The sequence below is a fragment of the Paenibacillus andongensis genome, assembly GCF_025369935.1.
GTDB lineage: Bacteria > Bacillota > Bacilli > Paenibacillales > NBRC-103111 > Paenibacillus_E > Paenibacillus_E andongensis.
Genome location: NZ_CP104467.1, coordinates 1,678,947 through 1,692,652 on the forward strand (window position 1 = coordinate 1,678,947; position 13,706 = coordinate 1,692,652).

At 45.0% G+C, this 13,706-nt stretch carries 13 protein-coding genes; 9 read left to right on the forward strand and 4 right to left on the reverse strand.

Features of this window, described 5'->3' with window-relative positions; translation table 11 throughout:
- Positions 1-242: 242 nt before the first annotated feature.
- A complete protein-coding gene (locus tag NYR53_RS07835; RefSeq protein ID WP_261304656.1) occupies positions 243-1,244 on the reverse strand; it encodes an NAD(P)/FAD-dependent oxidoreductase in 1,002 nt (333 codons plus the stop codon).
- A gap of 414 nt (positions 1,245-1,658) precedes the next feature.
- On the opposite strand from NYR53_RS07835, the gene NYR53_RS07840 reads away from it, so the two are divergent.
- A complete protein-coding gene (locus NYR53_RS07840) occupies positions 1,659-2,849 on the forward strand; it encodes an NAD(P)/FAD-dependent oxidoreductase (protein WP_261304657.1) in 1,191 nt (396 codons plus the stop codon).
- 27 nt (positions 2,850-2,876) lie between these two features.
- The gene (locus tag NYR53_RS07845) at positions 2,877-3,158 is read left to right on the forward strand and encodes a hypothetical protein (protein WP_261304658.1); all 282 of its coding nucleotides are present in this window, start codon (positions 2,877-2,879) and stop codon (positions 3,156-3,158) included.
- A gap of 163 nt (positions 3,159-3,321) precedes the next feature.
- Here NYR53_RS07845 and hemQ read toward each other — a convergent pair whose 3' ends face one another.
- Positions 3,322-4,068 (reverse strand): hydrogen peroxide-dependent heme synthase, encoded by a 747-nt coding sequence (gene hemQ, locus NYR53_RS07850; RefSeq protein ID WP_261304659.1) that lies wholly within the window; start codon positions 4,066-4,068, stop codon positions 3,322-3,324.
- Positions 4,069-4,259: 191 nt separating this feature from the next.
- Between hemQ and NYR53_RS07855 the strand changes: the two genes are divergently transcribed.
- The 4 genes from NYR53_RS07855 (at position 4,260) to dnaI (ending at position 8,323) form a co-directional block, all read left to right on the forward strand.
- Positions 4,260-4,544 carry a YuiB family protein gene (locus NYR53_RS07855; protein ID WP_261304660.1) on the forward strand — a complete coding sequence of 95 codons (285 nt, stop codon included), beginning with the start codon at positions 4,260-4,262 and terminating at the stop codon, positions 4,542-4,544.
- Between the two features lie 75 nt (positions 4,545-4,619).
- Positions 4,620-5,495, forward strand: a complete 876-nt coding sequence (locus tag NYR53_RS07860; RefSeq protein ID WP_261304661.1) for an alpha/beta fold hydrolase — start codon at positions 4,620-4,622, stop codon at positions 5,493-5,495.
- Between the two features lie 302 nt (positions 5,496-5,797).
- Positions 5,798-7,318, forward strand: coding sequence for a replication initiation and membrane attachment family protein (locus NYR53_RS07865; protein ID WP_261304662.1), 1,521 nt, complete (start codon positions 5,798-5,800; stop codon positions 7,316-7,318).
- A gap of 54 nt (positions 7,319-7,372) precedes the next feature.
- A complete protein-coding gene (gene dnaI / locus NYR53_RS07870; protein ID WP_261304663.1) occupies positions 7,373-8,323 on the forward strand; it encodes a primosomal protein DnaI in 951 nt (316 codons plus the stop codon).
- A 207-nt stretch (positions 8,324-8,530) separates the two neighbouring features.
- Here the strand turns inward: dnaI and NYR53_RS07875 are convergent, their stop codons facing one another.
- Positions 8,531-8,674, reverse strand: coding sequence for a YqzM family protein (locus NYR53_RS07875; protein WP_261304664.1), 144 nt, complete (start codon positions 8,672-8,674; stop codon positions 8,531-8,533).
- Between the two features lie 210 nt (positions 8,675-8,884).
- On the opposite strand from NYR53_RS07875, the gene NYR53_RS07880 reads away from it, so the two are divergent.
- The 3 genes from NYR53_RS07880 to uvrC all read left to right on the forward strand — a co-directional run bounded on the left by NYR53_RS07880 (position 8,885) and on the right by uvrC (position 11,899).
- Positions 8,885-9,268 carry a MerR family transcriptional regulator gene (locus tag NYR53_RS07880; RefSeq protein WP_029194766.1) on the forward strand — a complete coding sequence of 128 codons (384 nt, stop codon included), beginning with the start codon at positions 8,885-8,887 and terminating at the stop codon, positions 9,266-9,268.
- A gap of 141 nt (positions 9,269-9,409) precedes the next feature.
- Positions 9,410-9,724: a thioredoxin gene (trxA, locus tag NYR53_RS07885; protein WP_029194765.1), complete on the forward strand. Its 315-nt coding sequence runs from the start codon at positions 9,410-9,412 to the stop codon at positions 9,722-9,724.
- Between the two features lie 210 nt (positions 9,725-9,934).
- Positions 9,935-11,899, forward strand: a complete 1,965-nt coding sequence (gene uvrC / locus NYR53_RS07890) for an excinuclease ABC subunit UvrC (protein WP_261304665.1) — start codon at positions 9,935-9,937, stop codon at positions 11,897-11,899.
- Here the strand turns inward: uvrC and NYR53_RS07895 are convergent.
- The gene (locus tag NYR53_RS07895; protein ID WP_261304666.1) at positions 11,859-13,493 is read right to left on the reverse strand and encodes a CPBP family intramembrane glutamic endopeptidase; all 1,635 of its coding nucleotides are present in this window, start codon (positions 13,491-13,493) and stop codon (positions 11,859-11,861) included. The genes uvrC and NYR53_RS07895 overlap by 41 nt on opposite strands.
- Between the last annotated feature and the right edge of the window lie 213 nt (positions 13,494-13,706).

The window sequence follows — 13,706 nt, forward strand, 5'->3', positions numbered from 1 at the left end:
GCATTGATTATGCTGTGAATCTAGTGTCCCATCTGACATGGAGATATCATCAATCTCTCGATAAGGAGAGTAGGGGCCTAGATAGTCACTCCATTTTCCGCAATCATTCATCTGTTGTGAACAAACAGGACACTCGGCATTCAGCTCCTGTAGACCGTTGCAAACTGGACATATATATGACAAAGGGGTATTCCTCCTAATCCATAGATTAGGTTTAGAATACCCCATTTTATTTAAGAAGATTAAAATTTTAAGTTACTACTGTGTCCAGGTGAAAGCTTTGCATTAGGATCGATATAGACTTTAGCGTTATTAATTGCAGTAGGTGCTTCACCGAAGCCAACAGCAATCAGTTTCAATTTCCCCGGATAAGTTGTGATATCTCCAGCAGCGAAGATGCCTGGAATGTTTGTTTCCATTCTGGAGTCAACAACGATTGAGCCGTTTTCAATCTCAAGGCCCCACTCGGAGATCGGTCCAAGGGAAGAAACGAAGCCGAAGTTAATGATAACAGCGTCGACATCATGTACGGTTTCTTCGCCTGATTTGATATCTTTAAGCGTGACTTGTTCAATGCGGTCACTACCGTGAAGTTTAGTGATTTCCGTTGGAGTTACAACGTTTACTTTGGAGTTCATCAGGTTTTCTACACTGTGCTCATGTGCACGGAATTTATCTCTACGGTGAATAAGCGTAACTTTCTCCGCGATAGGCTCAAGCATTAAAGCCCAGTCAACAGCTGAATCGCCGCCGCCGCTGATTAACACTTTCTGGCCAGCAAAAGCATTCAAATCGCTAACGAAGTAATGCAAGTTTTTCTTCTCGAATTGCGCAGCTTCCGGTAATTCAAGACGACGCGGCTCGAATGCGCCAACCCCACCCGAAATAATAACGGCGCGACTGTAATGTATGCCTTTATCTGTTGTTATTTCGAAGAGACGCTCTTCTTTTTTGATCACTTGGTGTACTTTCTCTTCCAAGCAAGTGTTGATTTGAAAGTGTTTCATTTGAGCCAATAAGTTGTCCACTAGTTCTTGTGCAGTTACTTTCGGAAAGCCAGCTACATCATAAATGTATTTCTCAGGATATAAAGCTGCAAGCTGACCACCAAGCTGCGGCATACTTTCGATAATTTTAACGGATGCTTGGCGCATACCTGCATAGAATGATGCGAACATGCCAGCAGGGCCACCGCCAATTACTATGATATCTACGATATCTTGATTTGTTTCTCTCTCGTTCATTGTTTAAACTCCTCCGATTCATTTCCTTTGTTGTGTGTGATTCTCCTGAGTACAGTCACAATCATTATTCCATTATAAACGTCTCTTCTATTGAAGGAAACAGAAAAGTGAGATTTCTTTATATAAATCGCTTATATATATGATAAATAATGCTTACATTGGTTGGTCAGGTTAGAAGGGCCTGTACGCCTTATTTTAAAGGAAAATAGCACTTGATATTTACTTATGAAAATTATATTATATCATGAGAATAGTTTTAAGCATGTTGTGACTAATTTCATCCTGTTTCATCATAATTCGCTGCGATTGTGAGCAAACTAGAGGCAGTATACTACTTTTGAAGCTGTTTGTGTAATTTTTCACAAGATAGAGAAACCATAGGACAATAAATACGGATATGGAAGTGAGAGAGAAATGAGTAGAATACCAAGAATCGTAATTTTAGGAGCAGGCTATGGCGGAATCCTTTCCGCAATTCGTTTGCAAAAAGAGTTAAATTACAATGAAGCCGATGTAACACTTGTAAACAAACATGACTATCATTACATTACTACCCATCTTCATATGCCTGCTGCAGGAACGGATAATCCTGAAAATGCACGCGTGAACATTTTGAAATTGATTGATGAATTTAAAGTTGATTTCGTGAAATCCACCGTTACTCAAATCCGTCCGCACGAGAAAAAGGTTATTCTCGAAGATGGTACACTTTCTTATGACTACCTGGTTATTGGTCTTGGTGGTGAAGCTGAAACTTTCGGTATCCCAGGTCTTAAAGAAAACGCATTGAACATTCGCAGTATCAACAGCGTTCGCTTCATTCGTGAACACATTGAATATCAATTCGCGAAGTTCAAGCGTGAACCAGACCGCAAAGATTACCTGACATTCGTTATCGGTGGAGCAGGGTTTACTGGCATCGAGTTCATTGGTGAACTTGCTGACCGTATTCCACAGCTTTGCAAAGAGTTCGACGTAGATCCTTCCCTTGTGAAGATTTATAATATTGAAGCAGCTCCAACGGCGCTACCTGGATTTGATCCAGAGCTTGTTGAGTATGCGATGAAAGTGTTGACTGACAAAGGCATTACTTTCAAAATTGGCACAGCAATTAAAGAATGTACACCTGAAGGTGTGCTGATCGCTGGTGATGAGTTCATCAAAGCAGCTACAGTTGTTTGGACAGGCGGTATCCGCGGTAACCATATGCTTGATGAAGCTGGCTTCGAAACGATGCGCGGCAGAATTAAAGTCGATGAGTACCTGCATGCACCTGGGTTCGATAACATCTATGTTGTAGGTGACTGTTCTATCGTGATGAACGATGAAGGCAGACCATACCCTCCAACAGCTCAAATCGCTATGCAGCAAGGTGAAGCTGTTGCGCACAACCTGATTGCTTCCATTCGCGGTTCGCAAATGAAAACTTTCAAATACTCCAACAAAGGTACAGTTGCTTCCTTAGGTAAAGGTCAAGCTATCGGTATTGTTGGTTCCCGTAAGCTCAAAGGTAACGTTGCAGCCATGATGAAAAAAGTGGTTGATATGAGATACCTCTACATTATCGGCGGTATTCCACTAGTTATACGTAAGGGACGTTTCTAGTCATCATTATTTAACGGGGGGATCGCCATGCGGCACTGCAGTGTCCAAGTAAGAGGACTTCTTACCCGGGATGAACTGGATCGTTACCATGCCCTGATCGAGGTCGGTCACTTTTTAGAGACTGAGAAACGCTATGATCATGTAGCTGTTGTGCAAAAGGAAATTGATATCCTTATTCTTCCCGCAATTGAACGATTGAAGGAAAAAAGTCGTCAGCGTGACCGAGATACCGAAGAGTATCTAGCCCGCAAAGCTCAGATGGAAGCCGAATTAGCGGCTGCTCTGCGTGACGACGACGATGAGGATTGATTGTATGATAAGAAAGCTTTGCTCCTCATTGAGCAAGCTTTCTTTTTTTGCTTCATTCACCTTCAAGGGCTGTTTACCCTCTTTCAAAAATGTGCACAATGTTGATTGTATGTAGTTATACAAAAAGAGTGAAGGACATGGTCCCTCACTCTTACGTTATATCTTAAATTTGAATTAATTTTACAAATTTATCAGGTGTCAGCAGGTTGCCGACATAGAAGTCGCCGAACTCACCGAAACGTGCGCTCACTTCGTCGAAACGCATTTCATATACGAGCTTTTTGAAATGAAGAGGATCATCGGAGAACAGGGTTACGCCCCACTCCCAATCATCGAGTCCTACGGAACCCGTAATGATTTGTTTGACTTTACCTGCGTATGTTCGACCAATCATGCCATGGCTGCGCATCATCGTTTTGCGATCTTCGGCAGGCAGCATGTACCAGTTGTCATTGCCTTCGCGACGCTTATTCATCGGATAGAAGCAGATGTGCTTCGATTTAGGCAGGATAGGCTTCAAGCGGGCTTGAATTTCCGGATCTTCCGAAGGATCCACGCCTGGCTTAGCTAGGTAACTGCTTAATTCTACAATGGATACGTAGGAATAGACCGGGATTGTAAAAGCGGCGAAGCTTGATTTATTAAACGTATTTTCCAATTCATTCAGTTCTTCAAGCGTTTCGCGCATTTGCATGAATACAAAGTCGGCTTTCTGACCAACGATGCTATAAACGGCAGTACTGCCTAGTTTATCGTTCTCGAATTGCTGCCACTGGGACAGGAATGTATTCAGCTCGTCCGTTGCATGCTTACGCTCCTGCGGGGTTGCGGCATGCCATGCGTTCCAGTCGATCAGACGGAAATCATGGAGCGCATACCAGCCTTCAAGGGTTTGTACGGCTTCACTCATTGGTTTTCCTCCATTCAAGGGCTAATATCCCCTACATTGTATCCAATTCATGGGGAAAGGGCAAATGAACAAAGGGTGAAGAGGGAAATGTTCAATTTGTGTACACTTTACCTGCGACATTTCGTGGATTACAATTATAAGGAAGTCAGATAGATGAACGGGCTTCTTACATTGCTAAGGGGGAACATACATTGTTACAAATGGTCATTGCCACTGTCTTAATGGTAGTGTTATTTTTTGGGATCGGGTTTATTTTGAATATGCTAATGAAAACAACATGGTTTCCACTCTATGCTTTTATAGCTTTGGTTATCGGTGTTGTTATTTATGGTTCAATAGGAGAGGCGTCTTTTCTTTCCAGCGGAGATAGTTTTACAATTGTTGATATTGTTCCGGCTATCGGTGGCTTGGTTGGCGCTATTTTAAGTGGATCGGCCATTAAAGCGCTGAGGATTAGAGGCTTCAAAATGTTTTAAGGTTCTCATAGAAATAGGCAGAACTGGTCACGATAAGGTTGAGTTACCTAATTTGACCTTACGGAGGAGACTATTTTGCCTTTGGCTCTTGTGAACGGAACCCAATTGTATTATGAGATTACGGGGACTGGCACCCCAATCGTCTTTATTCATCCACCTTTATTAACGTCACAGACTTTTGCTTATCAAAGAGAGCGGCTTTCGGACCATTTTCAAGTCATTACTTTCGATATCAGGGGGCACGGCGCGAGCAAGTCGTCAGCACGTACATTTAGCTATGCGCTTATTGTTGAAGATATAAGACAGTTGCTGGATTACCTGGGTATTGAAAAAGTGTTCCTGTGCGGCTATTCGACAGGTGGCACCTTAGTGCTGGAAGCGCTCCTCACATATCCGAAACGCTTCCTTGGGGGAATCGTAGTTAGCGGGATGTCTGAATTAACAGATCCTTATAATAAAGGCAGGGTTTGGCTCGCAGTGCAGATGGCCGGTTCTGGTCTCTTTATGAATTTGTTGAAAAAATCGATTGCCATTGGGAATGCGGATAATGCGGCTACTTATCACGAACTGTACCAAAGCTCCGTTAGCGATGATGCAAAAATTGTGAAGCCGTATTTTGAACAGTCACTTACCTACAACTGTACCCGCCGTCTCCGGGGCATCCATCATCCGATCCTACTGATTTATGGTCAAAAGGACCGTGCATTTAAGCGGTATGCGAACATACTCCATGAAGAGCTGCCGCATAGCTCCCTCTATTTCATCAAGGATGCTAAGCATCAAATCCCGCTTAAAAACCCTTCAAAGATGAATGACTTGATCCGCCTCTGGGCGGACAGTCTGGATGATCATCAGACACAGCGAATACTGTTGGACTTAGCGATTGCAAAGAAGCTAAATCCGGCTTTGTATGGTGAGGATACCCATGAAACTCAGCTGCCACTTCATTAAAACCAACCGGTAGCTTGAAGAGCTTGTTGATTAAACTCAACTGGCTCTATTTTTATATCCAAAAATCAAGGGTAATTTATCCGCCGCAAGGTTCGTAATGCTTATAAAAACATGCTGGAAGTACAGTCTAACAGCTAATTTGTCGGAATCTGACCATCCGAAAGGTTGGTTTTTTCATTTTAGGTAATATTATCTTTCTCTCTGAGATACCAAGCGTGTCGATTTTTGTGGTAGACTAATAGAGAGAAACCGAGAAGCTTACATAGCTGTAATTGGTTGAGGCAGGATGGTGCTGTAACGGAATGAGAATGACGAATATGCTGCATTTCACCGAGAACCACAGGTTTTGTGTGAACCGTGAGTTTTCTTTGAGCAGTCTGGATTATAAAATGTTAGCAATGATGTATCAACCTATGATTGGCGGATTGGCGATTAGTCTCTATCAAGCTCTCTATCTGCAGATGAGTGCAGAAAAAGTCGGATATTCGCCTCTGGAACAACAGCGAAAGCTGTTTCTACTACTCGAGCTTGAGCAGGGGGAGCGAGGACGCAAATATCTAATAGAGCAATCTTCGAAGCTTGAAGCCATTGGGCTCCTGCAGACAACTCGCAAATTTCTGCCGGGCGAAGAAGACTATGTCTTCGTATACACCTTGTTCCCCCCGCTTGGCCCCAATGAGTTTTTCCGCAATCAGCATTTGACTCTTCTGCTCCGCGATAAGGTCGGTAAGTTCATGCTCCTATCCCTTCGGGAAGAGCTGCTCTCGCCAGAGCCGGAAGAGTGCCGTGACGCGAGTGAAGAGAATCTGTCTGTACCGTTCTATGATCTATTCCGCCTCAATACCCAGGTGGTCGACTACGAACTAGAGCAAGCCCTGTATGAGGCCTCGGCCAGTAAACAGGGAGAGGCTCGGATGGACGTGACAACCAAAGGATTCCAGTATGCGGATATTATTATGAGGTTCCCGCGAGGGGCGAGCAATCGAGTTTTTGTTGAGGCTCTCAAGCATAAACCGGATCAGATGGCTGCGATTAATATTGTGGCGAAGAAGTATAACCTATCACTTCAGGAAACATGCCGTTTGCTGGATGAGGATGGCGCATTCACCGAAGAGGGCGAACTGCAGATGGATCTTATGCAGTATAATGCGAATCTGTTCTACCGACAGAGCAAGAAGCGGGATGAGGAACGAGAGCGAACGTTGTCCAGGTCGGAAGAGAAGTCTCAAGGTGAAGCGAACGAGGATATGCTAGACACGTCTGGAGACAAGTCAGTCGAAATGGCTTATTACTTAGAAGTGCCGCAGCAGCTCCGCGGCGAATGCACAGATCATCAATACAATTACATTATGCGAAATGAGCCGTACACGGCAGTTCTGAAAATGTTCTTCACTCAGGGCTCCATTCCGGACGGTGTACTTAATATATTTGAGAAGATTGATTTGAATTATAAATTGAAAGAGGAAGTCATTAATGTTTTGATCCACTTCCTACATATCGACCGCCGCTCGTGGGCTAAGTCTTCGATTGAAGCGGTCGCATCGGATCTGCTGGGCAAGCAAATTGCCACTTACGAACAAGCCGTGGAATACGTGCGTGAGAAAATCAGCTACAAACAGAAGGCCGCTTCCAAAGTGGAGGCCGCTAAAGCTAGCGGCGGTTCTGTAACGAGAGGTCGACAAGGCAAGACGCAGAAGCCTCATATTCCGATCGTAGTGCCGGATGCCGGGACAGCGGCTGCTTCGAGACTGACGGATGAAGAGCTGGAAGCCGCAAGAAGGATGGCGCAGAAGCTGGACGAGCGCTTTAATCGGAAGAGCTGACGGTTAGTGTCGATGGAACAACGTACAAGAGAATTATAAGGAGGTGCAGGAAGCATGGATTCCCTGTCTCACTTACTCAAATCAATGCCGCAATCCGAATGGAGACGGAAGGCAGAAGCGAAAATTAAAGTTGTCATGGACGACGTCCTAGTTCACAAATTTCGTCAAAAGTATCCATTCGTCGATGACTATACTATTAAGATTAATATGAACAAGCTTTATCAATATGTGACAGAGTACAAAAACTGTTCCAACTGTCCAGGTTTAGAAAACTGTCCCAATGATATGACAGGACATTATACGATGTTAACAGCCGACTCCGTCAATGAAAAACCGTTTGTTCATGAGGAGAAGGTTGCTTGCAAGAAGTTCAACGCGAAACAGCTGCAGGATGCCATAAACGGCCGAATCCGCACCTTTCACGTGGATCCGCGGATGATCTCGCGCAGCTACTCGTTTGGAGATATCCTTGAAACGGATCTGGATCGGGCGAAAGCCGTTATGCAAATTAACGACTATGTCAGCCTGACGATGGAAGAAGGACTTCAGACTAGAGGACTCTACTTGTCAGGATCATTTGGAACGGGGAAGACGTTCCTGATGGGCTACATGCTGCACCAGCTGGCCAAAGTCGGTATGACAGGTGCAATTGTCTATATGCCGGATTTTGCCGAGGACTTGAAAGGAATGTTCCAAGAGCCCTCCAAACTGAAGGAAACGATTGATCTACTAAAGGAAACGGATCTGTTAGTTTTCGATGATATTGGCGCGGAGAATTTGAATCCGTGGCTGCGAGATCATGTTATTGGCGCTATCGTGAATCATCGCATGAATCGTAAGCCGACCTTTTTCACGTCCAATTATGCGCTCTCTGATTTGGAGAAGCATTTCAGCTTCACGAATAAAGATGGTGACGAAGAGTACAAGGGACAGCGGATAATGGACCGCATTCGTCCTTTCGTCGATGTGGTTGTGGTAACTGGTACGAACAAGCGTGGGAAATAACAAAAGCTGTGCAGATGCGTTCATCTGTACAGCTTTTTTACATTATTGCTTCTTCAACAACTCTAATTCAGCGGTCACATTTTCAATCATTTGCACGAATGGCGTTAATTCCTGAGCACTTGCAGCTTACCGCCTATAAAAAGCACGGCATGAAAAAAACCGCTTCGCACCAAGTGCAAAACGGTTCTCTTCCAGGCTTGGACATTCTTATTTCATAACTTGAATCACGGTTGCAATGGCTGCAATTACAAACAAAAAGCCAAAGAAAACGCCAAAGCCAATGCCTACATCCATGAAATCATTGCGCGGTTCTTCATACACGTGAAGCTCAGGGTGTTTAGGATCGCTCATGTGGTTACCCCCCAACGTCCGACATTCGTATGTTTAAGCTTAGTATACCCAAATTCGTCGAAAGTTGTAAAGCTTATCAAAGTGACAATTATGCAAACAATAAAAGATAGCAGCGGAAAGGTTGAAATAAGACTTGACTCTAACATTAGTGTCATGGTTTACAATGAAATCATCCTTACTTGATCAAGGAAAAGGAAAAAGGTGAAGGCCATGCGGATTAGTGAGTTATCCAAGCTTACCGGAGCCAGTATTCGTTCTTTGCGGTATTATGAGGCGAAAGGGCTAATCGCAACACAGCGTGAAGAAAACGGATATCGGGTATTCAACCAGATGGCTGTTGAGCGCGTGAAGACTATTCAGTTTTATTTGAGCTTAGGCTTTACGACCGAACAGATTGAAAGCTTTCTGAACTGCGTCATGAAAAATCAGGAGTCTATGTGCGATGATTTGCTGCCACTCTACACAGAGAAGCTCGAAGAAATCGAACAACAGATGAAGATGCTGCAGCTGCTGCAAGCGAATTTGAAGGATCGTATTGCTTATATCGAGCAGCAAAGACTTCAGGGGCTGCCTGTAGGTTTACCTGCTAAGTAGATCCATCTTCAACTTTTTGCTAACTTATGGCTTGGTTGAAATGACCCACTGGTGTGGTATACTTTACATGTTGACGTTCATCGGTAGCTAGGTACTACTTGATGTTATAAATCAAATCCATTCTTAGAAGGAGGAACTATCATGTCAATCGTGAATGTTTCTGATAACAGCTTTAAAACCGAAGTTGAAGGAGAAGGTACAGTACTTGTAGACTTCTGGGCACCTTGGTGCGGACCTTGTAAAATGATCGCTCCCGTTTTGGAAGAGCTTGATAAAGAAATTGAGTCCTTGAAAATCGCAAAAGTAAACGTGGATGACAATCCAGAGTCTGCTGCTCGCTTTGGCGTTATGAGTATCCCAACATTGATCGTTTTCAAAGACGGACAGCCTGTTGATAAAGTGGTTGGCTTCCAATCCAAAGAAGCGCTGAAAAATGTTGTTTCTCGTCATCAATAATTTGTTACAAACTAGAAACAATTGTTCGTGAGAAAAAGCTCTTTTTCTGCTATGCTGAAAAGGAGCTTTTTTTTGTTTTCCGAAAAAGGGGAGCGTTTATAAAAATGGTGACTACTGCGTCGAATATGTTGTACGAAATACAACAATTGTTCGTGCAGAACTTAGCTGGGAAATATGGAATGAGTTTTTGTGTGAGAGGAGATTGGATGCATGACCGAGCATGAGCATGAGGACGCTGGAGTCCGCGAACAGAGTTTGGAAGTAATTAAACACAAGCTGAGCTTATTACCGGATAAGCCAGGTTGTTATATTATGAAAAACCGCGAAGGTACCATCATATATGTGGGAAAAGCAAAAGTTCTTAAGAATCGTGTGCGCTCCTATTTCACAGGGAGTCACAGTGCGAAGACGCAAAAACTAGTCAGCGAAATCCGCGACTTTGAATATATAATTACCTCCTCCAACATGGAGGCATTGATTCTAGAGTGTAATCTGATTAAGCAGCATCATCCGCGGTACAACGTACTCTTGAAGGATGATAAAACGTTCCCTTACATCAAGATTACACATGAAGAGCAGCCGCGCTTAGAAGTCACGCGGCGGGTATTTAAAGATAAGGGCAAGTACTTCGGCCCTTATCCGAATGCCTTTGCGGCCCAGCAGACGAAGAAGCTGCTGGACCGGCTTTATCCGCTGCGCAAGTGCAAGACCATGCCCGAGAAAGTATGCCTATACTATCATATCGGCCAGTGTCTCGCGCCTTGCGAATTCGACGTATCTGCCGAGACGAACGAGCGGATGGTGCAAGAGATCAGTCGTTTCCTGAACGGGGGACACGACGTTATTAAAGAAGAGCTGACGGCCAAAATGCTGGCCGCAGCGGAGGAACTGAACTTCGAACGCGCCAAGGAGCTGCGCGATCATATCATGAACATCGACGCCGTGATGGAGAAACAGAAGATCACGACGGCAGATGCGCTAGACCGCGATGTGTTCGGTTACGCAGTCGACAAAGGCTGGATGGCTGTGCACATCCAGTACATGCGGCAAGGCAAACTAATCGAGCGGCACGTCTCGCTGTTTCCGTATTACGGTGATGAATACAATGACTTCATCACCTATGTGACTCAAGTCTACAGCGACAATCCGGCGCTGCCGAAGGAGATCTTCCTGCCGACGATACCGGTACAGACGGCAGTTGCCCCTACTACTGCACCATCAGATGCCCTACCTGATGCTCCCACTGAAGCCTCAATAGACACATCTGCCGAAGTCCCAGCAGAAGTTGTAGCTCAAGTTGAGGCTGAAGAGAAGGATGTCCGCGAAGCTTTGGAATCCTGGCTCAAGGTCAAGGTGCATATCCCGCAGCGAGGGCTGAAGAAGCAAATGGTCGATATGGCCAAAGACAACGCCCGCAATGCGCTGGATGAGAAATTCCGCTTGGTGGAGCGCGATGAGCGCCGCACAACCAAAGCGGTCGAGAATCTTGGAGAGTGGCTCGGCACGGGAACGATTCGCCGTATCGAAGCGTTCGATAACTCGAACATACAAGGGACGAATCCGGTTTCTGCGATGGTCGTCTTCGTGGACGGCAGGCCCGATCGTAAGGAGTACCGCAAGTACAAAGTCAAGACGGTCGTTGGGCCGGATGACTATGAAACGATGCGCGAGGTCATTCGTCGGAGGTACGAGCGTGTACTTAAAGACAATCTCACAATGCCTGATCTGATCGTCGTGGACGGAGGGAAAGGGCAGATCTCAGCCGCCGTCGACGTGCTGGAGAATGAACTAGGCCTGTTCATTCCGATCTGTGGTCTTGTGAAAGATGCCAAGCACAAAACAGCGCAGCTCATGATTGGAGATCCCGCTGAAGTCGTGCCACTGCCGCGAGACAGCCAAGAGTTTTACCTGCTGCAGCGGATCCAAGACGAGGTTCACCGTTTCGCGATTACATTTCACCGCGAAACTAGGGCGAAGTCAATGGTTGTATCACAACTGGACGCGATTCCCGGCATCGGGGAGAAGCGCCGTAAGGCATTGCTTAAGCACTTTGGCTCTGTGCGCAAAATAAAAGAGGCTGAAGTTCAAGACTTCAAGCCTCTGGGTATAGGTGAGAAATTAGCTAGCGAGATTCTCAAAGCGCTTCAAGGCGAGGCGGCGGCTCCCCAGGAATAAGGGGACCCCGCCTTTTTCCATGCAGCCAGGCTAGCAGCAAGCCGATCAAACCAGGCAGCAGGATGTAGAAAATGCCAGCAAGCACATCGCTTACATGTCCGAGAGAGAAGAGGGACATCCCCATGAGGATGCTGTCCATGCAGGCATGAGCGAAAACGGCGGTAATGAAACCATATTTGAGGAAGACATAACCTAGAATAATGCCTATGACGGTGACCTCGATTAGCCGAGTATAGACTGGATAAATGGGATACTGGGTATGACTGGCTGCCCAAATCACACTGGGAATGACAATTGCAATAAAGTTTGAGCGGAATAGCTTTTTGAATAGCATGATGCCGAGCAGTCGGTAGGTTGCCTCTTCAGATATGGCAGCAACCCAGGCCATAAGCGGGAAGAAGCGGGGTTCCACCATATTAAGAACAGAGTCGGACGGATCGTTCACAGACCAAACATCGAAATTCACTTCACCTGTGTAAAAGAGCACCTGCTGAACGCCTAAGATGAAAAGAGCCAGTAAATAACCGCGCCCCATGCCGCTATAAACCTCAGTCCCAAATGAGGCCTCCTTCCAAGCTGGCCATTTCCGCTCCCCGATTGAATGCCACAATCCATTACCTGCTACTAAAGCTAGATATAGAGATATGCCGAGCAGCACAGTCACGACATTCATGAAAATAATAGCAGCCCATGTTGCGAAATCATCGTTCAGAACTCCACTCATAGACCTAAACGCAGGGTACATATTAAAGTTGTTGGTGATATAGATAGCTAAGAAAATGGCTGTCAATAGCAGGCCTCTGCTGAATTTCATATGTTTTCTATAGATGATGGCGAATACAATAGCGGCAATGGTCATGATGAGTGTGAAGCCCATGGAAATCCAAGTCATGATAGATGCGGAGCGATCCTGCTGATCAATCCAGAGTTTATGTGATGCAGGTAAGCTGAACTGCACGTTATAACCGGTCAGATTTTTATCATCGAAATCAACTCGTACTTGTAACTTTGCCTCACCGATTGGTTTTGTTTGCTTTTCATAAAATAAGGTCGTACCGTGTGCTTGATCGACTTCGGCAGTCCGTTTATCTATGGGTGCAAAGTCATCAGGCTCAAATCCTTGCTGCCGAATTTCCTGCTTGGCCAAAATGTCTGCTTTCTGCTTACTAATGATTGCCTGATCGGAGGGATTCTGCCTTTCGCGCCATCCAATAACGGAAGCATTCGTGTAATTAATTTCAACTTCAAATTGTCGGTTGGTTTTGGTGTCTTCTACACTTACTTGATAATAATCAATGGGGTATCTTTCCCCATAGTCCTTCATATAGGCTTCTAACAAATGCTCTTTTTGCAAATAACCGCTGCGGTCCTTCTTGGACTGATAAACAACATAAGTTTGCGGGTTACGCAAATCGTAGCGCTCACTTACAAATTGGGCTGCGCGATCAGCAGCCTGCTGCTTCGTGATAGAAGGATTGTCTGCTGCTGACGGTTCTTCGGTCCGAAGTCCGTATAATGTTGATATTCCTAAGTACAGAGCTACTCCAATGCATGCAAGCAAGAGGAGAAAACGATTCAATTTTGGCCTGATCATAGTGAGTTCCCTTCTACTTTTTCGATTCTAAAATCACATCTTTCACGTTATCATAGTTTAAAAAGAAAGCCAATTTAGTGGTAAAGAATTCAAAACAATTATATAATACCTATCAATTGGGTAACGTTCGGAATTTCTAAATAATAACGGGGGAACCCTACCGTTAACGAATTGGGAATCCTTATGTCTTTTTTTGCAAACACAGGAGGCGCT